Genomic DNA, 26,290 nt, shown 5'->3' on the forward strand with positions numbered 1-26,290 from the left:
TCCGTAAGCTGTGGATTATGCAGCATCGCGGAATTATGTGGAGGGATATAGATCCCCGTGAGCTCGACATTCGCCTCGTTGTGTGCGATATGGATGGCACTCTGTTGGATGGTGATTCGCAACTTCCCGAGGGATTTTGGGAGGTATATAGACTGTTAACTGAGCATAATGTCACGTTCGTACCTGCTAGTGGGCGTCAATTAGCGACGTTAATTAACATGTTTCAGCCGGCCGATAGCGGTGTGGAAGGCGTGGAAGACGTTAAAGGTGCTCACTCAGAGGTTTCTCTGCCCCGAACGAACGACTTCATCGCCGAAAACGGTAACCTCGTTATCCATTCGGGTGAGAAAGTGTGGCAGAGCGTCATTCCAGAATCGATTGCCCAAGAAGTGATTCATGCTGTCCGTAGGGGAGTGGATGACGGGCGCAATCTGGGATTAGTCATGTGTGCTGCAGACGGTGCATATGTTGATAGGGACGACGACGCTTTCCTGGCCGAAGCGCGTAAGTACTACGCGTCGTTAGACGTCGTCTCCAATGTTGCCGATGTTGAGGACGATTTTCTCAAATTCGCTATTTATGATTTCGACGATGCCGAGTCCGCGGCAGAAAGCGTGTTTGGCTCGCTTGATGAACGTTACCGACCGGTGGTGTCCGGGCAGCATTGGATCGACGTCATGGATAGCAGCGTGAATAAGGGGGTGGCGCTGCGTCGGTTACAGCAGGCCCTGGGGGTGACGTGTGAGCAGACAGTAGTGTTTGGTGATTATCTCAATGACCGCGAAATGATTGCTGAGGGACAATATTCGTTCGCTATGGAGAACGCGCATCCCACGATCATGAAGGAAGCTAACTACTATGCTCCCGCAAATACGGAGGCGGGGGTTGTTCAGGTTCTTCGTTATCTTTTCGACGGAACCTCTGGGGATCACTAGGTCACCTGAGGGTGGGTGTTGCTCTTTATCGACGGTTTTCTGCCTACGAACCCTACCCGTCGACAGACATCGTTGGTTATAAGCGACGTTAATTTCGCGTCGGACTTCCCGTGGTCCGGCGACGCGGGGGCGCCTGCACGATGCGCGTGGGGAGCGCCCGCATTGGTTTACGAATGCAATGATGGCCGGCAGCCAGGGGGCATAGCTGTCGGCCATCATTAGCGTGAAGGGCAATAGGCAATTACTGGACTACTGACCCGTTTTTACCGCTTTCCACGATCTTGTCGTATGGAATGTTCCAGTCGCCGAGTCCGTCGGTGCCAGAAAGCTGCCCACCTTGCGTGTTCTTCACCTCGACAATGTCACCAATGGTGGTGTTCTCAAGGAACCACTTCGCGTTGTCAGGACTGACGTTCAGGCAACCGTGAGAAACGTTCGTATTTCCCTGTTGGGCGATCGACCACGGTGCTGAGTGGACGTAGATGCCGGAGAATGACATCTGGGTCGCGTAGTTCACTGTGCTGCGGTATCCGCCGGCCGACGTGGTCGGTAGGCCGAACGTCGAGGAATCCATGATCATGGATGGGTTGTGGTCTCCCAGGAAGTACACACCGTTCGGGGTTGGGTAGGAGGATGAACCCATGGAGATCGGCATGGTTTTCACGACTTCGCCGTTTTTCTTGACAACCATTTCTTTGGTGTTGTCGTCGGCAGTGGCAATGATCTGATCACCGATGGTGAAGCTGGTGCTGACATCGTCGTTGACATAGGAGCCTTCGCCGAGATCTTTACCGTAGAGCTTAGTTTTGACGGTGACCTTTGTGCCAGGCTGCCAATAGTCCTTGGGGCGCCAGCGTAAAAGACGTTCGTTCACCCAATAGAAGGATCCGTCGACGTGGGGTTCTGTGGTGACCTCAACATTGTCTTGGATCTTCTTCTTGTTGGTGACGTAATCGCCGAAGTCGATACTCAAGGGCTGTCCAACGCCGACCTTCATGCCATCACTAGGGGTGATAGTTGGCGACATCGGATACGTTGGGGACACCGTTGTGAACGTCGAATTAAGCTTCTTGTCTTTGGCTGTTGCGGTCAAGGTATAGGTTTTGCCGTAGCCAAGGTCTTCATCAGTTTTCCACGACTTGCCGTCGTTTTCTGATTGACCTTTAACCTCTGTCCCATCCGACGAAGTCAGCGAAACGTCGGATAGTTTACTGCCAGCCTTTACGGTGACCGGATCGATTACGGAAACATCGGTGTCGCCGTCGGAAATGTTGGAAACAGGCTTGGCGTCCTCTTTCATCTCTGAGGTTTTAGCTCTGTTGGACGTACTTCCGCTTTCAACCTTTTGGAGTGTGCAACCTGATACTCCGATCACTCCGGTGACCACCAAAGCGGAAATGATCATGCGTGCGTGCCTGCTACGCATGAACCTACGTTGTGGCATTTTCCACCCTTACACATTCGTCATTCGCTGCGTGTGCAGCCATTCATACACGATATATCAGCGAGGCATCCTCGCGTTACACCTTCTGGATCACTTGTCTTTAGTGATGTGTCCATAAAGTTGATTCTTATCGTACTAGAGAACTTTAAGCGACATCGTGAAGAATTGGGGTGTTTGCGCGGTAACAACTTGGGAACAATCCCTGAACGACTCCATAACGCTTTGTGTGGAGTTCAATGTGGTTGTTCGAGCGCTCTAACGGAGGCTCATGATTGCTCGGGCAGTTGACTTACCCGCGGGCGAGATGGGTTACCTAGCCGGTACGAGGTTTGCCCACGATGAGGTATTGCGGTCTGCAGTATACATCGTAATGAGCTGGACATTTGTTGGTTGCGTGAGAGGTTGCTATAGTTTTTCCTCGTTGCAACACCGGGGTGTTACCCGGTTCTTGTATTGCTTCAGTGCGACGTGTATCACCAAAGTGATCGTTGTTTTGCGCCATTAGCTCAACTGGCAGAGCAGCTGACTCTTAATCAGCGGGTTCGGGGTTCGAGTCCCTGATGGCGCACCAAAGCCCCAGCTAGAACAGCATGTAAGCCTCTAGCTGGGGATTTTTTGCCCAAAAGCGTCCAAAAATGGGGGTTACACGACAAAAAGTGTGTTCCCTCGGCGTGTCGCTAAAGGGCTCATGTGATTGTGAGCCCTTGTGGATGACTCTATGTGACATGCGACCTGGGGCGGGCCCCCAACTGTTGAAACAGTCGGTGCGAAACCTGCTGCCAGCGGACACTAGAAATCCACAAGGTCCGTCATTCACGAAGGTGCTTAAAATCCAGTAGCCACAGTTATTTCTGCCCGGATCTGTTCGAGCTTTGCCTGAGCTGTAGTTTGTAGCGCTATGATTTCTGTTGTTGCGTTTTCGTCAACGGGTAAGACAACCTCGAGATAGCACTTGAGTTTCGGCTCAGTCCCAGAAGGTCGACAGATGACGCGCGAGTTGTCCTCGGTAAGGAACAACACACCATCGGTCGCCGGCAAGCTGTGGTAACCGTCCGCGAGATCCGCGAACTCTGTGATGGGCGATCCTGCAAATTCTGCGGGTGGTGTTGTCCTCAGTTTGGACATGCCATCGATGATTCTTTGGCGGTTCTCAACCCGGAATGCGGCCTGGGTCGTGGCGTAGACGCCGTTGTTTCGTGCGATTTCTGTGAGCCGGTCGTCTACTGTTTTGCCTTCCCGATGAAGAGAGTCGACGAGGTACGCAATGGTGACGGCTGCCGATACTCCATCTTTGTCGCGGACGATGTGTGGGTAGGTGCAGTAGCCAATCGCTTCTTCGTAACCAAATGCCAAGTCCGGGGTGCGCCCTATCCATTTGAAGCCCGTCAACGTAGGGGCGTAATCGAGGCCATAGTGGCTTGCAATAGCTCCTAGAAGGCGAGACGAGACGATGGAGTTGGCAAAGACTGAATCCGATGCCTCGAAGGTGGCATCGCCTGAGGCTGCATCTGACTCCGACCCTGAATCCTCGTGAACTGGACGCAACTTTGTGCGTGCGACGAAATCACCGAGCAGACCACCGATTTGGTCACCAGTTAGTTGGCGATACGTTGGCGTCGTCGACGACTCATCCGTTGCGTTGGCGTCGCTGGTCTTTGTAGGGATGGCGACGGAGCACCGATCAGCGTCGGGGTCCAGGGCGATCACGACGTCAGCCTGACTGCGTTGAGCGGTGCTGAGAGCGAGATCCAGGGCTCCCTTCTCTTCCGGATTGGGGAAGGAGACGGTGGGGAAGTCTGGGTCCGGTTGAGCTTGTTCCTTAACGAGGGTGATGTTGGTGAACCCTGCTTTGTTGAGGGCCTTTGTGGCGGTTTCGGCCCCAACACCGTGCATTGCGGTGAGGGTGATGGAAATATCACTGTGGAACGAACTGTGGGATTCGTTGGACTCGGGGGAATCCTCACCGTTGCTAGCGGTTTCCGCCGTGCGGAATGGCTCCGTTTCTGTCTCAAGGGCTGCGAGGTAGGCTTCTCGCACTTCTTCGCCAAGGAAGGTAATACCCTCCGATGACCGCGGAATTTCGTTCGCTGGGCCCGTTTGTGCGATCGCGTTAGCAATGTTGCTGTCATCTGGAGGGACGATTTGTACACCGTTTCCCCACTCATCGGTCATTCGTCCACCTAGATAGACCTTGTATCCATTATCCCGCGGTGGATTGTGAGAAGCGGTGACCATAATGCCGGCATCCGCCTTGAGATGCCGAACTGCGAATGCAAGTAACGGGGTGGGCAAATGGCTCGGTAAACGTAGTGCACGGCCCCCAGCAGCATTAATGACCTCAGCTGCATCGGTAGCGAATTCTGCCGACCCATGGCGAGCATCATGGCCAATAACGATAACGGGTGCGGATCCGATGGATTCGGTTAAGTAGGAGACGAGTCCTGCGGTGGCCTTGATGATAACGGATCGATTCATCCGTGATTCCCCGGCACCGATTTCTCCTCGTAAACCAGCAGTTCCGAATTGCAGTGGCCCAGAGAAGCGAGCGGCTAATTCGTCGATGTTCCGTGTTTTGATGAGTTCACAGATCGTCTCAGCATCTGTGGAATCAACATCGTTGTCCGCCCATTGTTCCGCCCGGGCGAGGATGTCATGTTGTGCGGAGTCTTCACATGTTTCTGAGTCGCCGTTTTTCGAGTCATCACTTTCAGGGGAGGTTGTGAGTCCATCCAGAACGGCTCGTGTTCCAGAGAGCCCGAGGCGGTTGGCTCCCGCAGCGATCATCTGAAGGGCTTTCTCTGCTGTACGAATTCCACCAGACGCTTTAACCCCCATGTTTGGTCCCACAGTATCGCGCATCAGGCGAATGGCGTGAGCACTCGCGCCACCACTGGGGTGGAAACCTGTCGACGTCTTGACGAAATCCGCGCCAGCATCTTTGGCAGCGTTACATGCGGCAACAATAGCCTCGTCGGAAAGAAGAGCAGTTTCTAGGATGACTTTGAGGACAGTGGGCGAGGGGACTGCATCCCGAACGGTGCGAATGTCCTTTTCGACGGTCTTCCAATCACCTTCGGCTGCTGCCGCCAGGTTGATGACCATGTCGATTTCATCTGCACCATTGCGTACTGCCAGGCGTGCTTCCTTGGCTTTGATCTCACTGGTGTGTGCTCCGGAAGGAAAACCGCATACCGCAGTCACATGGAGTCCGTCCGGAACGCTGACAGGAAGCATCGACGGAGAGACGCAAATGGAATACGTTCCGAGCTCGATGGCCTCGTGGATAAGCTCGTCGACGTCGTGATGCGTTGATTCAGGTTTGAGAAGAGTGTGGTCGACGATTGATGCGACCTCGTCGCGCGATGGCGTGTGATTCGTACCAGATGAAAGACCGCCTGGCGTAGTAGGCACAGTTTTCTCCTAAAGAATAATCAAAAGTTGTCCGATGCCTTTCACGGACATCGAACAACCGACTGGGCTAGTTGATTTTTTCGATAACTACAGACTGAGTTGGTGTAGACAGGTTCTCGTCGCTAGGAGCAATACTCCAGCCTTGGTTGAGTGATTCCAGAGCACGTTCGAATCGGTCTGTATCGTCAGAGTGAAGGGTGAACAAGGGCGTGCCTTTCGTGACCTTTTGGCCGCGGTCCACCAAGATTTCAATCCCAGCGCCAGCTTGAACTGGATCTTCTTTGCGTGCGCGCCCGGCGCCTAATCGCCAGCTAGCCACACCGATGGCAAGAGCGTCGAGTTCGGTGATCACGCCATCTGCGTCCGCGTACACAGTGTCTGTGTGTTGTGCGATGGGCAGCGGAGCATCGGGGTCGCCACCTTGGGCGCGAATCATAGACTTCCAAGTGTCCATCGCGCGACCGTTCTTCAAAGCTTGTTCGACGTCAGCGTCGTGAACTCCGGCCAGACTGAGCATTTCACGGGCTAATTCACAGGTGAGCTCTACGACGTCAGTAGGGCCTCCACCGGCGAGAACGTCTAGCGATTCTCTAACCTCAAGGGCATTTCCCACGGTCTTTCCTAGTGGCGTGGACATATCGGTGAGCAGTGCGACGGTTTTGACTCCGGCGTCATTTCCTAAGTTCACCATTGTTTGAGCCAGTTCGCGAGCGTCGTTAAGAGTTTTCATGAAAGCCCCTGAACCAACTTTGACATCGAGGACGAGTGCGCCCGTGCCCTCCGCGATCTTTTTGCTCATGATTGAACTTGCAATCAGGGGGATACAATCCACGGTACTGGTGATGTCACGCAGCGCATAGAGCTTTTTATCCGCTGGTGCCAAACCTGAGCCGGCAGCACAGATGACGCAGCCCGGGTCTTCGAGCATCTGCATCATGCGATCGTTAGACAGGTTTGCCTGCCAGCCCGGAATCGATTCCAGTTTGTCCAGTGTTCCGCCGGTGTGGCCAAGCCCCCGTCCAGAGAGTTGTGGAACCGATACTCCGAATGATGCCACCAGTGGAGCGAGGGGGAGGGTAATTTTGTCACCCACACCGCCGGTCGAATGCTTGTCCGCTGTCGGACGCGAAAGCGAGTTAAACGACATAGTCTCACCCGAATTAATCATCGCCTGAGTCCATTGCGCGATCTCTCGACGGTTCATTCCATTGAGGAAGATACCCATTGCGAGAGCAGACATTTGTTCATCAGCGACGACGCCACGGGTATACGCGTCGATAACCCAATCAATCTGATCGTGGGAAAGCTCCCCCTTATCTCGTTTGGTACGGATAACGTCGACGGCATCGAAATGCTCAGCCATGTGGTGCTCCAATCAGTGTTCCGGTGTACCGTGAGGTGATTTATGAGGTGGGAGCGGGGAAATGGCATTAGACCTGAGGTGTGACGTAACCAACTCTTGTTTCCCCGTTGTGATCTCAATTATCATAACAGTCGGAACGTATGTCAATATCTTTTTTCACATATGTTCGCAGGCTTACTTGACGACGCCACCCTTCGTGGCTCCTTGATCGTGAGGACACATCATGATTAAAAAGAACGAATCCGACGCTGGTGGGAGTAGCTCGGTAAGGCATGGGGCATCGGCACCGGCTACCGATGATTCGATCATTCACGACGCTTCCGCCGTCGGCAGTTCTCGGGGTGATTTTTCTGATGCTGCAGCGGATATCTCATTGCTAGAACAAGCACGTGACGCTGCCAAAGGTGCATACGTGCCATACAGTGAGTTCCCCGTCGGTGCTGCTATTCGCACCATGGAGGGGAGGATTATCACTGGGTGCAACATAGAAAACGCCAGCTATGGTTTAACGAACTGCGCGGAGCGAACAGCATCCTTTCGTATGATTGCGGAAAGTGGGGATGTTCCCCGTATTGACACAGTGGCCATTGTCGGGCTCAAAGCCGAACCGTGTTGGCCTTGTGGTGCGTGTCGGCAGGTTTTGAGGGAATTCGGCTGTTCGCGTGTCATCGTAGAGAAAGAATCGCGCCCATTTGTATTACCCTTTGAATCAATTCTCCCGTTTTCCTTCGGCCCTGAAGACCTGGAGGGGTAGTCATGGAACGATTTCAAGGGCTAATTGGTATTGCCGTTATCCTTGCCCTCGGCGTTGCGGTATCTAAACATCGATCCAAAATTAATTGGCGGACGCTGGGCACCGGACTTGCCCTTCAAGTAATTTTGGCTCTGTTAGTCCTGAAGTGGGGGCCCGGGTATCACGCTCTCAAGTGGCTAGCTGAGGGCATCGATCAGCTCATCGGTTATACCGACAAAGGGACAGAATTCGTTTTTGGGCCACTATTCGGGGACAAAATTGGTTTTGTCTTTGCACTCAATGTTCTCCCGGTCATCATTTTCCTGGGTGCCATCATTGGTGTTCTTTACTACCTCCGCGTTATTCAAATTGTTGTTGAATACGTCGGCGGTGCCCTCGGGAAACTCATGGGTACGTCCAAGGTTGAATCGGTTTTTGCCGCAACCGTTATTTTTCTGGGGCAGAGCGAAGCACCACTCCTTATCCAGCCGTATATCAAGAAGCTGACCAAATCCGAATTATTCACCTGTATGACCGGCGGTTTTGCTTCTGTCGCGGGGTCCACCTTAATTGGCTACTCTCTCCTGGGTGCCCCACTCCCATATCTCTTGGCTGCGAGCGTTATGAATGCCCCGGGCTCTTTACTCATGGCCAAAGCATTCTTCCCGGAAACAGAAGAAAGTCAACTGGACGCAACCGTCCGGGATGTCCGCGATGAGGAATCAAAGAACGTCATTGATGCTCTGGGCCGCGGGGCCATGAATGGTGGACGCATCGCTGTCACCGTGGGATGCCTTTTGATCGCCTTTATCGCGGTCATTGCGTTCTTGTCAGCAATTATCGGGGGAATCGGTAGCTGGTTCGGTCATTCCGAATGGAGCTTGGAAGGAATATTTGGCTGGGCACTTGCCCCCCTTGTCTGGGCTATTGGCGTTCCATGGAATGATGCCGTTGACGTCGGTAATTTTATCGGGCAAAAGACGGTGCTCAATGAGTTCGTGGGCTACACCTCTTTTGGTGAGCACGTGAATGAGCTATCCGATAAAGCTGTTATGATCTCAACCTTCGCACTAGCTGGATTTGCCAACTTCTCTTCTATCGCAATCCAAATGGGATCGATAGGCGGATTAGCGCCGGAGCGTCGCGGTGAGATAGCTAAATTTGGGATGTTTGCCCTTCTCGCAGGTTTTTGCGTCAACATGATTAACGCTGCAATTGTGGGAGTTGTCGCAAGTTAATTGATAACTGACTCTGAGCACTCCGGATTTCGGAAATACATCTGGATCCGGGCTTAGAATCCGCAATCATTCCTCGAGTAAGCGTTCTGCACATGCCTGGTCAGTAACTAAGTGCGTCGCCATTCCAGCTTGTAGCGCAACTTTCAAGGCGCGCACTTTGTGTAATCCGCCTGCGACGAGGAGCCGGACTGGGCGCTGTGCCAAGTCTTCCATGGTGATTCCAACCGTGCGCTCGTCCACTGATTGCACGGCGGTGGATGCGTTGGCATCGAAAAACCGCGAGCAAATATCACCTACTGCCCGTTCACGAAGCTGTGCACGCTCAGAGGGCGTAACGCTGCCAAGATTAAGGGCGAGACTGTTTTCTCCCGCTGATCCCACCGTAAAGACGGCGATGTCAGTTTCCTTCCCTTGTTTGAGAACATTGGCTATAAACCGGTCCTTTTCTACAAGTTCTTTAGTCTCGGCGTTATCAAAGATGACGGGAAGGGGCAGGGTATGGGCATACGCGTGAAAGGCTTTACAAAACAACGTGATCGTTTCGATATCGTTTGTTTTCCGGTCTGTATATGACATCCCGCCTTTAAGCTGAACAATCGTCACATCGTGAACACTTTTTTCAGTGAGATGCTGGGCGATGGAATACATTGTCCTCCCCCATGACACGCCGACACGTGACCCGTCGACGACAAGGGAGCGGAGCGATTGTGCACCAACATGGCCGAGAGCATCGACGATATCATCGGTAGTTTGTGATACCGGTTGCGCGAGCCGCACAGATGTTAAGCCGTATTTAGTTGCTAATGCAGTTGCTGTGGTGGACGAAGCTTCCCGCGGGTCGCGAATGGTAATCGTTACGAAGCCGCGGTCGTGGGCATGCTGAATGAGCTTGGATGTCGTTGGTCGCGAAATACCTAAAGCCAAAGCGACTTCCGCTTGGCTAAGGTTGTCGCGGTAATACATTTTTGCCGCGCGTAGGGATTGCTCATCACGACTGTCCACAGTTCGACCTCAATCAGTTAATGCTGAGTGCTTGTACGCATGCTTTATTTAACTTGCCTTTAGTTTGCCTGATATAGCTGGGTTCATGGCGATCGCGGGGTCCACAGCGAACAGCCTTTCGGTGTACGGCTACTGCCCCAACTTAATCGGTAGAGCAATGCACACATTATTTAACGCCGGTCTTCCTTCGAGGAATATACGGATGGGTGTTACGAGAGCAGAAGCTATCAACGATGCTGGACGCCGATCGGTGGTGCTAGAAGATCGATAACCATTTCCGAAGCAGCGGGCCACCTGGAATTGTGTCGTCGTGTGCTGGGAGCTTCTGCTATGGGCCAGATAACAGCAGCATGGTCGTCGCTATTGTCCAGCTGATGTGTGTGGATGGGCAATCAGAGAGCCACTAAGGAAGGCTCGACCAACTCTCCGTGTGAGGTTCTACTAATAACCCGTGCGTAATCTATGCAGAAAGTTTAGGCCGCATTACGTAAGATCGAACAAGCTTACGATCTACGCCCTCAAAACTCATCGACGGAGGCGGCTCAAAATGTGGGTTGCTCTTAGCCGATCGCCTCTAGACAGAGCATTCCTGCCATGGCTTGTGACCCAGTGCTTTCCTTGACGAAAGCGGTTAGTAAGCGGAAGGGCGTGGCCATTGTCGTCTTGCTAGCTTTTTAGGGGGCAAGTGCAGTTCCTGGAAGTGGGTGGACTAGCTGAAAGGAGAGTCCGGTGCAGAAGCGAACGAGTGAAGCCTTGAAAGCTGTTCGATGGTGGATCGAAATGGCTGTTGGACTCATGGTGTTCTTCTATGTGTGGTCTTTGGTATTCAGAGATGACCCGTTTTCGTGGGCTGAATGGGGCAAAACGGTCGCGTTCGGGACCCTCGTCGGAGTTATATATTGGATTTACAGTCGACCTAGGAAATAAAGCTTCACGGTACAGACACTCGGCATTAAAAATTAAAAATCCACATGCGCCCGTGGCTTGTCGTGGAATTTCTAGGAGGGGACTCTTTGGCCTGAGCCGACCAACCGTGTTCAGAAGCCCCAGGCCCAACAAGTAAAACACGCCGATCAGAGTTTTCTACCTGGCCAAAGTGAGGGGAATGGTGCCCCTGGCAGGATTCGAACCCGCGCCACTCCGGGTAGAAGCCGGATGCTCTAATCCACTGAGCTACAGGGGCATTTTATCGATCGTGGGTTGCGCGCTTGCCACAATCCACTAGACGAATATAACAGTACTGAACTCTTTGCTGATAACTGGTCCTTCGGGTTGATGAGATTGTCTCCGTGCTGGGTAGGGTTGGGAGTATGACGGAGGTAAAGACGAAACCTGCTACTTCGGTGCCTGTGCGGTCAGCTACCGGTTACTTTGTGCTCGCCGGGCTTGTAGCTGGGATAGTGGGGGCGGCCATCGGATATTCCTTGTATAGCGAATCATTGTCTGCTCTTGGAATTCCCGATCCGGGTTTCTCGGTATCGTTCGGCCTCCCGTTTGTCCGTGGTTTGGCTACGATGTTCGGTTTCATTGGAGTCGGATCATTCTTGATGTCGGCTTTTGGCACGCCACCGCGGAAAGATGGTTTCCTCGACGTCGATGGGTATAAAGCAAGCAGAACCGGCACATGGTGCTTATTTATTTGGGCTGTTCTCGCGTTGCTCCTCATCCCGATGAGTTTGTCAGACGTTTCCGGAGCCCCACTTTCGACGACGCTCAGCCCAGCATACTGGGGCGAAGCGATTGATCAAGTATCCGTGGCGCGTTCCTGGATGTGGGTTGCTATCTTCGCACTTATTACTGTGGTGTGGTCCTTGGGAACGCGGCGCTGGATTTTCCAGATGCTATTCTTCGCTTTCTCGCTGGTGACGTTGATTCCTATCAGCCTTGAAGGACACTCAGCGGCCGGTGGTAATCACGACTATGGCGTTAATTCGTACTTGTGGCACTTTGTGTTTTGTGCACTGTGGGTCGGTGGCCTGGCGGCGATGATCCAGCATGCCCTGCGCAAAGGGCCTCATATGGACGTCATTGTCAAGCGATACAGCTTTTTAGCATTGGTGTCGATTATTGTTTTGGCAATCTCGGGAGTAGTTAACGCGTTGCTTCGCATTCGTGTTGATGAACTCCTGACCACTAATTATGGGCGAGTAATTACAGCCAAAGCGGTTTTGCTTATCGTCCTAGGTATTTTTGGATTCCTTCATCGACGAATGACAATTCCCAAGCTGGAAAAGAATCCGTCAGACCGACTCGCCTTTTCCCAAATAGCGATCATGGAATTGGTTGTGATGGCAGCGACAATCGGCGTCGCAGTGTCTTTGTCTCGCATTCCGCCACCCTTGCCGAAAGAGCTGAACCTTAACGTCATGGAGCTCGAACTGGGCTTCAGCCTGACGAAGCCACCGTCGTGGGGCGGTTTGTTCGGCATGGTTCGGTTCGACATGATGTACGGAACTGTCGCAATAATCGCGGAAGTTGTGTATGTGTGGGCTTACGTCCATCTCCTGAAGAAAGGTGGGGAGTGGCCTTTTAACCGAGTGTTGTGGTGGACACTAGGTAACATCCTTCTACTCTTCGCGACTTCTTCTGGCCTCGGGATGTACGCGATGGTGTCGTTTTCGATGCACATGATTCAGCACATGATTTTGTCGATGGCGATTCCCATTGCCTGGGTTTTGGCTGGTCCGGTGACTTTATTCCTCCGTGCCTTGCCCGTTGCGGGACGCGATGGCGTCCAGGGGCCACGTGAGTGGATTGTGGCTTTTATCAACAATCCAGTGTCGCGGTTTTTAACGAATCCGGTTGTGGCTGCTGCGCAATTCGTAATTGGGTTTTACATCATGTACTTCACCCCTCTGTTTGAGGCTCTGATGAAGTATCACTTCGGTCACCTATTTATGATCGCCCACTTCTTGGTCTCCGGATATATTTTCTATTGGATATCAATAGGGATCGACGCGGCACCTCGTCACACCTCTCCGTTTATCAAAATGGTGACCATCTTAGGAACGATGCCGTTCCATGCGTGGTTTGCGATCGCCTTGATGCAGTTGAACTATCCGATTGGACAGTCGATGTATGAAACCTTCGGGATCCCCTGGAACATCGACTACATGGCCGATCAGAATCTGGGAGGCAAGATCGCGTGGGCAACTGGTGAAATCCCATTGTTAATCGTGACAGCAGCCCATTTCCTGCAGTGGCGTCAGGAAGATAGGAGAGAAACAGCACGCTATGAGCGGCGCGCTGATCGAACCCACGAGGCCGAGCTCAACGCTTATAACGAGATGCTTGCAGCGCTGAACTCTGGCACGGGGGACCAGGATCTACAGGACTATTACGGCTCAGATTATTCGTCTGACGAGGTACGGAGTTACTTCCATCAGAAGAAGTTTGAGCACCATAACGTGCCGAAGGCACGGCGCTCATCAGCGAAAACTACTGTCGATAAACCAACCGGCACTGGTGATGCTGAACATCGGGATGATACTGGAGATAGGGAAGGAAAGGGTAGGTCCGGCAAAGAGGATTGACCTGATAGCCGGCTGGCTGGGCCTGTCCGAGGGTCAATGCCTGTAATAGACAAGCCCTATCTAAAGGCAGCTTATTAATAGTTGCCAGGCGTATAGGAAGGGTGTATAACTAAGGGCAGAGCGAAGGAAATGCCCGGTTGCGGGCACAGTTTTCTCAGCTCTGAGACGACAAACCAATTTATCGAGAGAAGGAAAGATATGACTTCCGCGCAAGCATCCGTTGGGCATTCGGCTTCCGCTGAAAGCACAGTTCAAACAACTCCAGCCTTTAATGCTCCAAGCGACGTTGTTTCTGATCTGCAGAAGGTTCTCGTTGATTTTATTGATTTGAGCCTGGTTGCCAAGGAAGCTCACTGGAACATCCTTGGGCCGAATTTCCGTGACCTGCATTTGAACTTAGATGAGCTTGTCTCGGTTGCCCGTGAAGGCACTGATGAAATCGCTGAGCGTATGCGTGCTTTGAATGGCATTCCCGATGGTCGCACGGCCGTTGTAGCAGCAGGTTCATCCCTTCCGGAGTTCCCGGCAGGAGAAATTCTTACTCATGACGCTATTTCCCACGTCGTTGAGGCTATTAACGCGACAACCAACACCATGCGTGAGGTTCACGACCGCGTTGACGAGGCTGACCCGACTAGTGCTGATCTGCTGCACGAATACATCAAGCAGCTGGAGCAGCAGGCTTGGTTCATCAGCGCTGAGACCCGTACTCCATCTGGAAAGTAGTACGTATCGATCTTCACTGTGCGCCCAGCTGAACCTTTAAACAGTGTTTCAGCAGCGTGTTTCCCTGTTTGTCATTGGAGGTCATGACGAGGCTTCTCGGTGACATAAGCCGGGCTGTGCGATAGCACAGCCCGGCTTTTCTTTATCGTTATTCGTTTACTTGTTGTATCGACGCACCTGTACTCGGTGTATCGACGCACCTGTACTCGGTGTATCGACGCACCTGTACTCGGTGTATCTACACACGTGTTTTACGGTGACTAGCCCTTCTTTCGTCTTGGGTCACCGATCTTGTGTTTCATCGTGTGGATAAGAACGTATGGTTGAAAATGTGGATAACTTTGGTTATCCACAGCGCCCGTCTGTTGAGGTCTTTATGGACCCAATTTTCAGACCTTGGTGTGCCACTCTGTGTTTGTCATTATCAGATCGTCTCTATCGATGAGGGGTTCACGGTACCGCGCTAATCAGCCTCTACCAGGAGCACCCTTCGTGGGAGGGAGAGTAGGTACGTCATGGCACAAAATTTTGCAATGGTCACCGTCATGGGAAACGTCGTCAGTGACCCAGTTGATCGAACACCATCAGGTCGAACCCCTTTCGCAACCATGCGCGTTGCTTCGGATCGCCGATGGCGTGACGACGATGGTGTATGGCAGTCATCTGACTCATTATTTATCGATGTTCAGATGTCGGGTCCGCTGGCTACGCATTGTTTGAAATCGGTATCGAAGGGGATGCCAGTTGTTATATACGGCCGTTTGATCACTCATTCGTGGGAAGCGACGTCGGAGTCGGGAGAAAAAATTACTCGGAGTTCCGTGAGAATAAAGGCCTCGCACGTCGGGGTTGATCTCAACAAGATCGTCATTACGGCCGCAATGACCAGAGCCGTCTAGGGCGGTTGGTCCCACTGGCAGTCGGGTCCTCTTCTGAAGTAGCCAAGGAATCAAAAGAGTCGACGAGTCTCTCCACTGATTGGGACGGGACTGTGGTGTCGGACGGAAATCCATTCCCCGAGGATTCATCAGGTAATTCGAGTAGTTCCATCGAGGCAGATCACAGGCAACGCCGTAAAGAAATGGATGCTAACCGCACATCAACTCAAATCCACGATGGTACTTCAGGCTCTGTAATTTCCACGGCCTCCGCAGCACTAAAAGACTCCGCAGTACTGAAAGACTCCACAGCTCTGAGCGGTCAGGGGGATTCTTACAGCCGGGATGTCGCCTTGGCCAGCGCATGAGTTCGAGGCACCGTGGGTGAGTCGTGGTAACTGGTTGTTGTTAGCACCGTGCTTGCGTACCCTCAACGATTAGACTTTGCTGAGGAACTGGCGTGGGACCGCCCCACCTTTTAAGCCTCGAGGCTAGCCCTTGAGATTAACTCTCGAGGTGGTGGATCTTGTGGTTATCGGCCATAGTAGGTGAGCAGAGAATGCTAGGTTCGCGCGGCATAGAAAAATGAGTTGAGGACTGTATGGGTGAATTCATTTACACAATGAAAAACGTGCGCAAGGCGCATGGAGAAAAAGTCATTCTCGACGACGTCACCATGGCTTTTTATCCGGGGGCCAAGATCGGCGTGGTGGGACCAAACGGTGCCGGAAAATCGTCGATCTTGAAAATTATGGCGGGAATTGATCAGCCATCCAATGGTGAGGCGTTCCTCGATCCCGGTGCTTCTGTGGGAATCTTACCGCAGGAGCCTCCGCTCAACGAGGAAAAGACTGTCCGGGGCAACGTGGAAGAAGGCCTCGGAGAAATTTGGGAAGTCAAGCGTGAATATGAAGAAATCGCCGAAAAGATGGCGACGGATTATTCCGACGAACTCATGGAACGCATGACCGTCCTGCAGGAGAAAATCGACACTGCCGATGCTTGGGAATTGGATTCGAAGATCGACCAGGCCATGGATGCGTTGCGGTGCCCGCCGTCTGACTCACCAGTGACGACGCTATCTGGTGGTGAGCGTCGTCGTGTAGCACTAGCCAAGCTTCTCTTGGCTGAGCCAGATTTATTGCTGCTCGATGAGCCCACCAACCATTTAGACGCCGAGTCCGTGCTCTGGCTTGAGCAGCATCTGCGTACTTACCCGGGTGCGGTTTTGGCGGTTACCCACGACCGTTACTTCCTCGACCACGTTGCCCAGTGGATTTGTGAGGTTGACCGCGGAAAGCTTTATCCCTACGAAGGTAACTACTCCACGTATCTCGAGAAGAAATCTGAGCGACTACAGGTTGCAGGCAAGAAAGATGCCAAGCTGCAGAAGCGGCTGAAGCAAGAACTGCAGTGGGTGCGCTCGGGTGCGAAAGCACGTCAGGCGAAGAATAAGGCGCGCTTGCAGCGATATGAGGAAATGGCCGCGGAGGCCGAGAAATACAAGAAGCTCGATTTTGAGGAAATCCAAATCCCAACTCCGCAGCGTCTTGGTAATCAGGTTGTGGAGGTCAGCCACCTCAACAAAGGCTTCGATGGTCGCACGTTGATTAAAGATTTGTCCTTCACGTTGCCCCGTAACGGCATCGTCGGTGTTATCGGCCCTAACGGTGTGGGTAAATCCACCTTGTTCAAGACGATTGTGGGGCTTGAGGAGCCGGATTCCGGTGAGGTGAAAGTCGGTAAAACTGTCGACATCAGCTATGTGGACCAGAACCGTGAAAACATTGACCCCGAAAAGACCGTGTGGGAAGTTGTTTCTGACGGGCTGGATTACATCATTGTCGGCCAGAACGAAATGCCATCGCGCGCTTATATTTCAGCTTTCGGCTTCAAAGGTGCCGATCAGCAAAAGCCAGCCAAGGTGCTGTCTGGTGGTGAGCGTAACCGCTTGAACTTGGCGCTGACCTTGAAACAGGGTGGTAACCTGATCCTATTGGATGAGCCCACCAACGATCTGGATGTCGAAACTCTCTCCAGCTTGGAAAACGCCCTTGAGCAATTCCCAGGTTGTGCCGTCGTGATCTCCCACGATAGGTGGTTCTTGGATCGCACGTGTACACATATTCTGGCCTGGGAAGGCAATGTTGCTGAAGGCCAGTGGTATTGGTTTGAAGGTAACTTCGAGGATTATGAGAAGAACAAGATCGATAGGCTCGGTGAAGAAGCCGCGCGTCCCCACCGTGTGACTCATCGGAAGTTAACCCGCTAATTCGTTAGGTCATGGTAAATTATGCCGTTTCGTGAAGTACTCGGACGTACTGGCCGGGTTCATACAGTGTCACTACCACTTCGGTGGTCCGACTTCGACATGTATGGCCACGTCAACAATTCGGCGTACCTCGAGTTCTCACAAGATTCCCGCGTCGCTTTCCTGAAAGAAATGGAGTCGATCGCCGGGAAGGGGTCGGTGCCACAGGTGTTTGTGCGCCATGCAGAATTGGATTACCGTCGCGGAATTTCGCCATCTTCCCACACTGTGACCGTGAACTCGGAAGTGACTCGGATTGGACGAACATCTTTTGGGGTTCGCCAACTTGTCCTTGATAGTGACGGGATTGTGTGTTGCGAAGTGAAGATCACGCAAGTAGCTGTGGACTTAAGGTCGAGTTCTCCGCGTGAAATTACGGACAGCGAACGGCAGATTCTTGAGTCCATGATTACTCGGCCTGTGAAAGAAATCGAACGAGGCCAAGATAATGAACCCGATATCGATCAACTCGTGCCTCCTGATTCTACGGAGTAACTCAGAGATCTCATCCAGGGGACACCATGCCGATAATCATTGAGCACGGCGTTGCTCGAGACCTCTTCACATTCATGTCTCGTGCAGAGCACTTGGATTCTGCGGCCCTGGTTCGGATCCATCCCGCAGTTGGCGGCGCCTGCCAACCTAATGCTGCGGGTACGGCCGTGGAGTCTCACGATCAGCGCCATGAGTGGTTCGATATTTATGTCACCACTCCATTAGGCCCATTTGGACTGCGCCGGATCCGCGCTGTGTGGGAGAATGACTCAGCTCAATCAACGGTCGCGGATTCTCAACCTAATGTGGCAGAAGGCGTCCGTGACATCATCACCCACTGTTCGAACGTGCGACGAGCCATCGATGCAATGACCCATTTCCACTCCCCACAGGGTGGCCCCATAACTCTGTCGTTGGAGCGCCCCGGTACGTCGGGAATGTGGCCCGGGCCTGTGCCACTGACAGAGACATTCACTCACGTCGATGACGTGATCATGGACACCGTTGCGACATTATTTAACGATGTTCGTGATACAGCTGAGGCAGAGTCAGGGCCAGCGGGGATAGCTCAATCGCTCCTGGACCAGAAGGTGATGACCGTCGAATCATCAACGGCGGAGCAGACGGCTCAGCTGACATCGCGAGCCATTATTGCTCTCGGGAGCCTTGGATTCATTGGAGGGGACGTCATGCGGGTCTCTGTATCGCCTCTTTGGGTGAGGGCCGACACAAGGCTGGGGACAGTTCTTGCACAACGCAGGCACCGGTTAAACCTGCTTAATATGTAAGCCCAGCCCAGCCCGTATAGCGTAGCCGTTAGCTACGGTCGTACTCGCGCGCCGCAGCGAAACGGTGCTGATTATCCTTACCCTCTGCGATCAGCCGACGGAAGCCGGCGGGCAATTCTTCGTCGTTGACCAGTTTCTCGGCTCTAGCGATAGCCTCGTCTGATGTATCCCATGACGGATACATCCCCGCCAGCACCCGCAGAGCCATTTCGCCGTTGAGGTTCTCCCATACACCAAGGGCTTCATCGAAATAACGATCGCGGTAGTCGGCTAAGAGCTCATCGCTACCAGCAGTCCTAAATCCTGCGACATTAGACAACAACTGGCGGTTTGACAGCGTCGACGCATCCTCGCCCATGATGTGATCCCACACGCGAGACTTATTCTCCGCCGTCGGTATGAGCGCCCGTGCTGCAATTGCCGCTTGTTCGCCCAACGACGAACGATCGTTTGCTGAGGTTTCGTCGATAAGTGTTATGACCTCGTCCTGTGAGACCTCGTAGGAACCGCTGGAAGCAGCGAGCATTTTGATAGCAAGCCACGTCATATCGGTATCGATTGAGAGGCCGTCCAGTGCGACAGCCTCAGGAGTTCCATCGACAATCGCGCGCGCGATAGCAACAGTCTCCGGGGTGGGCTCCACATTGGGCAGCTCTTTTACTGCCGCGAGTTGGGTATCGCTGCCCGGAGCAGCCGCCCGTGCCGTTGATACCAAAGCATGAGTAACCGCATCCCAGCCTTCGTCGGCAAGCCACGTTGGGTCGGCATAGTTTTTAGCTGCGGACACAACTTGTCGAACTAATTGCTGAACGACGGCGGTCTCCGTCTCATGAGGTAGGCCTCGTTCCACAAGCGCGATGAAATCGCGTGCGCGCAAACGACCAGCGCGCAGACGTTCCCATTCCGCTGACCAGCAGAGCGCGCGGGCCATGGGATCTTTAATGGACGGCAGGTGATCCAGGACAAACTCGTTCGAAGCATCGTCGAGATCGATGAGTGCATATGTCAGATCGCCATCATTGGGCAGAATGAGATCACCCACGGGAGTACCGACGAGCTCTGGAACCTCGGTGCTCTCACCGTGGATGTCCAACTCAGTGCGAGCTGTTCGAACGACGTCACCATTCTTAAGGGAATAGACGCCGACGCCGATGCGGTGATCGCGATGCTCGCCCTCACCCGGTTGCGCGCCACTTTGTTTGACAGCAACGGAGGCGTAGACCCCGTCCTTAGTATGCGCATCCACGGACAAAGTATTGACGCCGGTGGTCTTAAGCCATTGATCAGCCCATTGGGACAGATCGCGCCCCGATGATTCCTCGAGTGCATCAAGGAGATCATCGAACGTGGCGTTGCCGTACTGATGGCGCTGGAAATGGAGCCGTACACCGGCGAAGAATTCGTCGAGCCCGACATAGGCGGCTAGCTGCTTGAGAACAGATGCACCCTTGGCGTAGGTAATCCCGTCAAAATTCTGGTCGACAGTTTCGATGTCCGACGCGTCCGTCGAAATAGGGTGCGTGGACGACAACTGATCTTGCGCATAAGCCCAAGCCTTTTCGACATGGGCAAATGTGACCCAAGCAGTGGTGTATTCACTGACCTCAGTTTGTGCCTGCGCTGAAGACCAGGTGGCGAACGATTCATTGAGCCAGAGGTCATTCCACCACTTCATGGTGACGAGATCTCCGAACCACATATGCGCCATCTCGTGGAGGATGGTGTCATTGCGGCGCTCGTAGAGATATCGAGTAGTGGCCGACCGGAACACATAATCCTCACGGATAGTGACGGCGCCGGCGTTTTCCATTGCCCCCATGTTGTATTCGGGGCAGAAAACCTGGTCGTATTTCTTAAATGGATACGGGATGCCGAAGTGCTTAGCGTAGAAATCGAAACCCTGTTTTGTTTCCTTAAATAGTTCGTCAGAATCGAGGTGCTCGGCTAACGCCCGCCGGCAATAAAGTCCGAGGGGAATTTCGATTTCGTGGCTGGCTGAGCCGGCTGATTCGTCCGACGTTTCGGGGTGTGGGGTAATGGTTCCGCGCCAGACATCGGTGGCTTCGGTGTATGGCCCGGCCATAAAAGCAATTAAATAGGTAGAAAGAGGATAGTCAACCTCAGCTTCATGAATGGCGACCGTCGTGTGAGAGTTGTCACCATCGGTCGTGAGAATCCCCGCTCGGGGAGAGGTCACCGTTGTACTGACAGGGCCATTTGTAATGAGCCGCCACGAATCAGGAGTGATGACCTGCACACGGTACGTAGCTTTGAGATCCGGCTGATCGAAGCAAGCGAAGACGCGTTTGGCGTCGGCGGTTTCGAATTGTGTATAGAGGTAGACGCCGTTGTCCGATGGGTCGACGAACCGGTGAAGCCCTTCGCCTGAGGTTGAATAGCGGCATTCGGCGCACACGGTGACGCGGTTGTCGCCAGGTTGTAGATTGCGAAGCTGGATACCGGATTCTTCGTCATACTGGTTATCCGAATAACGGATCGCATCGGTCGTAACATCGGCTCCGTTGAGCTGAACGGATGTTACTCGCGAGGCTCGGAGATCTAGGAAGGTTCCTTGCTCCAGATCGCCCTCCGACACACCGTCGCGTGTGTGGAACCACACTGTGGTCTTCGATGTAAAAGTTTCTTCTCCAGGAAGCCCGTGTCCGTCAGTGAAGTCTAAAATGATGGAGTATCGGTCCACTCCGATGAGTGCGGCCCGGTTTTTAGCTTCTTGCCAGGTGAGATTAGTTGATGACATTCCTACGTTGTGTCCTTTCATTGGAGGGGTTTGAATTATGTGAGAGCATAACCTTCCCAGATATTGAGACTACTAGGTGATCAAAAATTGTGAGAGCAATGAGCTTTCGGTGGACACAACGACAACGCACAGATATATGGAGGTAATGACATGGCCGATAAACAACGAGTCGATTTTTGGTTTGATGTCTCGTGCCCGTTTTGCTGGGTAACATCCCGGTGGATTAAAGAGGTAGAAAAAGTCCGGGATATCACTGTGGTTTGGCATCCTATGAGCTTGTCTGTCCTCAATGAGAACAATGATGATCTTCCCGACGATTACAAGAAGATGATGAAAGCGACGTGGGGCCCCGCGCGCGTTGCTGCTCTCATTGCGGATGAGGATCCGGCGAAGTTAGACGCTTACTACACCGCAATGGGCACGCGAGTTCACGATAAGAAAGAAGTCGACGCGCACGCTGGGGAGGAATTCGACGACGTGCTCCGGGATGCCCTAAAAGAGATTGGTCTTCCGTCGTCGTACCTTGACGTGGCGCACTCCACCGAGCAGGACGATTCGTTACGTCGTCACCATCAGGGCGCGATGGATGCGGTAGGAGACGACGTAGGGACTCCAGTGCTCAAGTTGGGTGATAACGCTTTCTTCGGGCCGGTAATCACCCGTGTACCGCGTGGGGAAGATGCTGGACGAATCTTCGACGGGGCAGTGGCCCTGGCAGGGTTCCCGCACTTCTTCGAATTGAAACGATCTCGCACAGAGATGCCAGAAAACAAGACTGCTGAGCTACCCTAGAGATATGCGCGTTTATCTTGGTGCGGACCATGCTGGGTTCGAGTTGAAGAATATTATTGCTGCTCATTTGGAAAAGAACGGCCACGAGATCGTTGATTGCGGGGCTCATTCCTTTGATCCCAAGGATGATTACCCCGCTTACTGCATCGAGGCCTCTGCCCGGGTCGTGAATGATCCCGGATCATTGGGCATCGTAATCGGCGGTTCCGGGAACGGTGAGCAGATTGCCGCCAATAAGGTCAAGGGAGCCCGGTGTGCTTTAGCGTGGTCCGTGGAGACCGCCAAGCTCGCCCGGGAACATAACAACGCTCAGCTGATCGGCGTAGGGGCCCGTCAGCACTCCGAGGACGAAGCCCTAAAAATTGTCGACGCTTTCATCGAGACGCCGTGGTCAAATGAGGAACGCCATCAGCGGCGGCTCGATATTCTCGCGGAGTTTGAACGGACGGGGATGGCGCCCGCTTTGCCTGAAGACCAGTAGTTTGTGTGGACGGCCGTGTGCGTTGCCGGTAGTTTGTCTCGTTGGTCGCCTGCACCCGGCTGCTCGGGCATAAACTTGCCATAAAAAGAAAGCATCTCTTGCGTAGTAGTTCGCGAGAGATGCTTTTGCTTTACTGGTGTTATCTTCTATCAGTTCTCCCTCCAGCAAAGGGAAGAATTTATCATCAGAGAGCGGTGTGCAGAACCTGATAAGGGTGGCGCTTAACCGTGGGTATCGGAGTCGTTTTTTCTCCTGCGGTCAACTCGATTTTCGTGCCAGTGCTTAACTTCTTCAGAATCCCAGAGAGTCAACCCTTGGAACTTTGCCACTGGCTTCGGTGCGCGACCACGACCCGCGTAACTGGTGAATGTTCCCCGCGCTGTACCAGAAAACTCAGCGCATTGCGCTGCGGTCCACAGCTCGTGTCCTGAGTCTTTGTCAAGAAGGATCGGTGTCATGAGTCAGGAGTGTACGCCCGAAAAATGGGGGAGCGCTATGTAGCAAAACTCCAGCTAAATCGGGTTGAAATCCGTTAAACTACTTATTACACCCCCGTATGTGTTCAACCTACGTTTAAAGGCGCTGCTTACCAAAGAATCTGTAGTTGTCGCCCCGATAAAGAACCGTTAACCATTCGTTATCGAGATGGTAAAAAAGTTACCCCATAGTAGGGGTGCTGATAACGATATGGTTGCCAAAACTAATTATTGGAACTCGACTGTACGGTGCCCTCGTTGCCCTTCCACCACCTCGTGATGGTCAACAATCAGGTGCCGAGCTTCCAACCGGCTAATCATTCGGCGGTCGTGAGTGACAACGAGCACTGTACCCTCAGCGGTCGCGATGGCATCCTGTACTTCCTCGATCAAGTCGACGGAGAGATGGTTCGTTGGTTCGTCGAGAAGGAGAATATGGGGAGGACGGGCTGCGATCAGGGCAAGTGCCACCCGCCGTTGCTGGCCTATAGACAGGTCTCCAACTGGCCGAATAGCGTCCTCTGGTGCTAACAGCCCAAGCTCGTCGAAGCTCACGGTGGGGTGGGGTGCTAACGCATACAGATTTTCTGCTGATTGTGTGGGGTCCTCCCATCGCTGTTCTTGGCGGAGAACGCCAATGTGCTGGTCTTCCCCAATGCGAACTTGGCCGCTCTCTGTTGGCACCGCGCCGGCGATAGCCCCCAGTAACGACGATTTTCCTGCTCCATTCGGGCCAGTAATCACCACTTTTTCACCAGGACGAATAGTCAAAGACCCCACGCGAACACGATCAGGGACAACGAGTCCTTGTAATTTAACGGCGAAATCCTCGTCTGATCCTGCGGCGACCCGACGACGCGGGATGGGGGCAGTCAAAGGCGCATCGAGGCCGAGAACTGCAGGAGGCTGTTCAACGCCGTTCTCCTCGAGTTCGGTGAGACGCTGACGTGCTGCACGGATTCGGCGGGATAATTGACGTTCGGCCCGGTTACCGGCCATTCCGTACATAAGTTTTTCGTTGTCCCTCTTTGCCTTCTTCGGACCGGCTGACTCGTGATGCGCCTCAATATCCTGTTCTAACTGATTTTTCTCCCTTTGCTCCGTCCTCCATTGATGCTCCCACAGCGCGCGCTCATGCCGACGGTGCTTGTCATAAGCGGTGTAGTTTCCCCTGAATATGTGGATTCCCTCTCGTCGGGGCACGATATCGCCGATGTGGGTACATACCGCATCGAGAAAATCTCGATCATGCGTAGCGACGACAACTACGCCAGCGTGGTTACGAATGTGATCGATAACAAGTTCTCTGCCGCGATCGTCGAGGTGGTTCGTGGGCTCGTCGAGAAGGAGGATCTCGGGATTGCGAATGAGGGTAAGTGCTAGTCCAAGCCGCGCCCGCTGACCACCAGATAGATTGGCTGTTCTGCGGGTGAGTAATGGTTGGCCATCAACAGTCGTGGAGTCGTCATTGGTGAGGCCCAAGCTGTCGAGAATGATGTCCGCATTATGTTCGGCATTCCAGTCATCGTGGGCTGTGACATCGGAGAAGATGGTGGAGTAGCGCTCATTTGCTCGAGCAACCTCCTCGCCGGTGTCCGCGTTGGCGAGCGCCTCCGTCGCCTCCTCGAATGCTTGCAGGCGGCGTAGTGACGGCCCCAGAGCCTCGTGAACGAGCATTGTGCCCGTTGAATCGAAGGGCGCCTCTAATTCCTGCGAGCCAAGAACACGTTGCCCGACATGGGTGACGACGCCACTCGTGGGTTTGCGTCGGCCAGAGAGAACCCACATTAACGCCGATTTACCAGCACCGTTATCGCCGACCAGCCCGAGAACGTCGCCCGCTGACAATGTCAGATCGACGTTGCGGAGAACCGGGACCCCCGAATAATCAAAACTGACTCCGTTGGCGATAAGTTGCGTCTGGGATAAATCAGTGGAGAGAGTCGTTGCTGTTAGTGATGCGGAAGAATCGCCTGATAGCGGGGCGGGGGGAGTATCGGTAGGCATGGTTCCTCCAGGGGTAGTGTCGTCACCCTTATTTTACGCGCCGGGTCTGCGGGTGACCGTTATTCTGTGGGGTATTGCTACTGGTGGTGCTCGCGTAACGGGCGACGTGGTTGCTTGCTTGACGTGGTTGCTTGCTTGAGGATGACGTGTCCGCGCTAGTGAGCGTTTCGACCGTGAGTCGCATGTGAGTCGCTTGTAAATAACGACGTCGTAGAGTGCACTGCAGAGTGAACTACGGAAAGTGAACTATAGAAGTGGATAATTTGCGGGAAGTTCGGGTTTGGTGAAACCGCGAACAGAATGTACTATGGCACCACACCGCGGAAAGAAGGTTCGTGGGCTTCGGAATGCATGTTAGTAGCATTTCGCTCAGCTGCCGTTTTTCGCAATGGGAATGTCGTATAGTGGCTAATACCTCAGCCTTCCAAGCTGAAGACGCGGGTTCGATTCCCGTCATTCCCTCCGTTGTATCGGAGACATTAGAAGTCCCGATGGCATGAACGCCCGGCCAGTTTTCCACAATCGTGGAGGACTAGCCGGGTTTCGTCATGTAGCAATGCGGTTGCGTGATGCCCGCAGCGTCGTCTAGTCGTAGGGGCCGTCGTAAGGCAGAGAGCTGTTGTCATGGTGGAGTGGAGTGAACGACGTCGTTGCGCTCCATTGCCCATCGCCGTGGTGACCGTGTAGTATCAGCGAAAGCTCTTTCACCACGTATTTTGCGGTGGATAACGCTGAATAGTGGGGGTCATTGAAAGTGGCTAAAACGGTGCCCGTAGACTCTAGTTGTCTTCGGCGCACGTAGCCGGTGGACTTTCTTTCATACCGGGGTATGGCGCAGCTTGGTAGCGCACTCGCTTTGGGAGCGAGGGGTCGTGGGTTCGAATCCCGCTACCCCGACCAGGAGTGGCCCGGCCGGTCA

At 53.4% G+C, this 26,290-nt stretch carries 19 protein-coding genes, 4 tRNA genes and 1 pseudogene; 15 read left to right on the forward strand and 9 right to left on the reverse strand.

All coding sequences use genetic code 11. The features are described from left to right. The first annotated feature begins 17 nt into the window (after positions 1-17). Positions 18-935: a Cof-type HAD-IIB family hydrolase gene (locus tag I6J23_RS06680; RefSeq protein ID WP_204581402.1), complete on the forward strand. Its 918-nt coding sequence runs from the start codon at positions 18-20 to the stop codon at positions 933-935. Positions 936-1,176: 241 nt separating this feature from the next. Here I6J23_RS06680 and I6J23_RS06685 read toward each other — a convergent pair whose 3' ends face one another. Then, positions 1,177-2,379 carry a L,D-transpeptidase gene (locus I6J23_RS06685; protein WP_204581403.1) on the reverse strand — a complete coding sequence of 401 codons (1,203 nt, stop codon included), beginning with the start codon at positions 2,377-2,379 and terminating at the stop codon, positions 1,177-1,179. 495 nt (positions 2,380-2,874) lie between these two features. Here I6J23_RS06685 and I6J23_RS06690 point away from each other — a divergent pair. Next, positions 2,875-2,950: transfer RNA gene (locus I6J23_RS06690), tRNA-Lys, on the forward strand. 254 nt (positions 2,951-3,204) lie between these two features. Here I6J23_RS06690 and I6J23_RS06695 read toward each other — a convergent pair. The 3 genes and pseudogenes from I6J23_RS06695 to I6J23_RS06700 all read right to left on the reverse strand — a co-directional run bounded on the left by I6J23_RS06695 (position 3,205) and on the right by I6J23_RS06700 (position 7,153). After that, positions 3,205-5,028, reverse strand: coding sequence for a phospho-sugar mutase (locus tag I6J23_RS06695; protein WP_412523822.1), 1,824 nt, complete (start codon positions 5,026-5,028; stop codon positions 3,205-3,207). A gap of 108 nt (positions 5,029-5,136) precedes the next feature. Then, positions 5,137-5,790 (reverse strand): annotated as a pseudogene (gene deoC, locus I6J23_RS10920) (deoxyribose-phosphate aldolase); the annotation flags it as partial. Positions 5,791-5,857: 67 nt separating this feature from the next. After that, on the reverse strand, positions 5,858-7,153 hold the full coding sequence (locus tag I6J23_RS06700) for a thymidine phosphorylase (RefSeq protein ID WP_204581404.1): 1,296 nt from the start codon (positions 7,151-7,153) through the stop codon (positions 5,858-5,860). Positions 7,154-7,520: 367 nt separating this feature from the next. On the opposite strand from I6J23_RS06700, the gene I6J23_RS06705 reads away from it, so the two are divergent. Together I6J23_RS06705 and I6J23_RS06710 are read left to right on the forward strand one after the other, a co-directional pair. Further along, on the forward strand, positions 7,521-7,907 hold the full coding sequence (locus I6J23_RS06705) for a cytidine deaminase (protein WP_239455046.1): 387 nt from the start codon (positions 7,521-7,523) through the stop codon (positions 7,905-7,907). A gap of 2 nt (positions 7,908-7,909) precedes the next feature. Continuing rightward, entirely contained in the window at positions 7,910-9,124 is a 1,215-nt protein-coding gene (locus I6J23_RS06710) for a NupC/NupG family nucleoside CNT transporter (protein ID WP_204581405.1), read from the forward strand. 66 nt (positions 9,125-9,190) lie between these two features. Here the strand turns inward: I6J23_RS06710 and I6J23_RS06715 are convergent, their stop codons facing one another. Both I6J23_RS06715 and I6J23_RS06720 read right to left on the reverse strand, forming a co-directional pair. Continuing rightward, positions 9,191-10,126 (reverse strand): sugar-binding transcriptional regulator, encoded by a 936-nt coding sequence (locus I6J23_RS06715; RefSeq protein ID WP_204581406.1) that lies wholly within the window; start codon positions 10,124-10,126, stop codon positions 9,191-9,193. A gap of 1,106 nt (positions 10,127-11,232) precedes the next feature. Then, a tRNA-Arg gene (locus I6J23_RS06720) sits at positions 11,233-11,309 on the reverse strand. Between the two features lie 127 nt (positions 11,310-11,436). Here I6J23_RS06720 and I6J23_RS06725 point away from each other — a divergent pair. The 7 genes from I6J23_RS06725 to I6J23_RS06755 all read left to right on the forward strand — a co-directional run bounded on the left by I6J23_RS06725 (position 11,437) and on the right by I6J23_RS06755 (position 18,857). Beyond that, on the forward strand, positions 11,437-13,659 hold the full coding sequence (locus I6J23_RS06725) for a bifunctional copper resistance protein CopD/cytochrome c oxidase assembly protein (RefSeq protein WP_204581407.1): 2,223 nt from the start codon (positions 11,437-11,439) through the stop codon (positions 13,657-13,659). A 198-nt stretch (positions 13,660-13,857) separates the two neighbouring features. Beyond that, on the forward strand, positions 13,858-14,385 hold the full coding sequence (locus tag I6J23_RS06730) for a Dps family protein (RefSeq protein ID WP_204581408.1): 528 nt from the start codon (positions 13,858-13,860) through the stop codon (positions 14,383-14,385). A 515-nt stretch (positions 14,386-14,900) separates the two neighbouring features. Then, positions 14,901-15,284 (forward strand): single-stranded DNA-binding protein, encoded by a 384-nt coding sequence (locus I6J23_RS06735; protein ID WP_204581409.1) that lies wholly within the window; start codon positions 14,901-14,903, stop codon positions 15,282-15,284. Between the two features lie 5 nt (positions 15,285-15,289). Beyond that, the gene (locus tag I6J23_RS06740) at positions 15,290-15,631 is read left to right on the forward strand and encodes a hypothetical protein (RefSeq protein ID WP_204581410.1); all 342 of its coding nucleotides are present in this window, start codon (positions 15,290-15,292) and stop codon (positions 15,629-15,631) included. A 233-nt stretch (positions 15,632-15,864) separates the two neighbouring features. Next, positions 15,865-17,535, forward strand: coding sequence for an energy-dependent translational throttle protein EttA (gene ettA, locus I6J23_RS06745; protein ID WP_204581411.1), 1,671 nt, complete (start codon positions 15,865-15,867; stop codon positions 17,533-17,535). Between the two features lie 66 nt (positions 17,536-17,601). Then, the gene (locus tag I6J23_RS06750; RefSeq protein WP_239454861.1) at positions 17,602-18,069 is read left to right on the forward strand and encodes an acyl-CoA thioesterase; all 468 of its coding nucleotides are present in this window, start codon (positions 17,602-17,604) and stop codon (positions 18,067-18,069) included. A 26-nt stretch (positions 18,070-18,095) separates the two neighbouring features. Further along, positions 18,096-18,857: a hypothetical protein gene (locus I6J23_RS06755; protein ID WP_204581413.1), complete on the forward strand. Its 762-nt coding sequence runs from the start codon at positions 18,096-18,098 to the stop codon at positions 18,855-18,857. 28 nt (positions 18,858-18,885) lie between these two features. Here the strand turns inward: I6J23_RS06755 and pepN are convergent, their stop codons facing one another. Continuing rightward, positions 18,886-21,615, reverse strand: coding sequence for an aminopeptidase N (gene pepN, locus I6J23_RS06760; RefSeq protein WP_204581414.1), 2,730 nt, complete (start codon positions 21,613-21,615; stop codon positions 18,886-18,888). A 150-nt stretch (positions 21,616-21,765) separates the two neighbouring features. Here pepN and I6J23_RS06765 point away from each other — a divergent pair, with 150 nt between their 5' ends. Both I6J23_RS06765 and I6J23_RS06770 read left to right on the forward strand, forming a co-directional pair. Beyond that, positions 21,766-22,407: a DsbA family protein gene (locus I6J23_RS06765; RefSeq protein ID WP_204581415.1), complete on the forward strand. Its 642-nt coding sequence runs from the start codon at positions 21,766-21,768 to the stop codon at positions 22,405-22,407. A gap of 4 nt (positions 22,408-22,411) precedes the next feature. Next, complete coding sequence (locus I6J23_RS06770) at positions 22,412-22,888, forward strand: ribose-5-phosphate isomerase (protein WP_204581416.1); 477 nt, start codon at positions 22,412-22,414, stop codon at positions 22,886-22,888. Positions 22,889-23,109: 221 nt separating this feature from the next. On the opposite strand, the gene I6J23_RS06775 is transcribed toward I6J23_RS06770, so the two are convergent. Continuing rightward, the gene (locus I6J23_RS06775) at positions 23,110-23,346 is read right to left on the reverse strand and encodes a helix-turn-helix transcriptional regulator (RefSeq protein ID WP_204581417.1); all 237 of its coding nucleotides are present in this window, start codon (positions 23,344-23,346) and stop codon (positions 23,110-23,112) included. A gap of 246 nt (positions 23,347-23,592) precedes the next feature. Beyond that, positions 23,593-25,371, reverse strand: coding sequence for an ABC-F family ATP-binding cassette domain-containing protein (locus I6J23_RS06780; RefSeq protein WP_204581418.1), 1,779 nt, complete (start codon positions 25,369-25,371; stop codon positions 23,593-23,595). Positions 25,372-25,761: 390 nt separating this feature from the next. On the opposite strand from I6J23_RS06780, the gene I6J23_RS06785 reads away from it, so the two are divergent. Both I6J23_RS06785 and I6J23_RS06790 read left to right on the forward strand, forming a co-directional pair. After that, positions 25,762-25,833 (forward strand) — tRNA-Gly (locus I6J23_RS06785). 361 nt (positions 25,834-26,194) lie between these two features. Further along, positions 26,195-26,271, forward strand: a tRNA-Pro gene (locus tag I6J23_RS06790). Positions 26,272-26,290: the final 19 nt, after the last annotated feature.

Source organism: Corynebacterium kroppenstedtii (assembly GCF_016894245.1).
In the GTDB taxonomy this organism is placed as follows: Bacteria; Actinomycetota; Actinomycetes; order Mycobacteriales; family Mycobacteriaceae; genus Corynebacterium.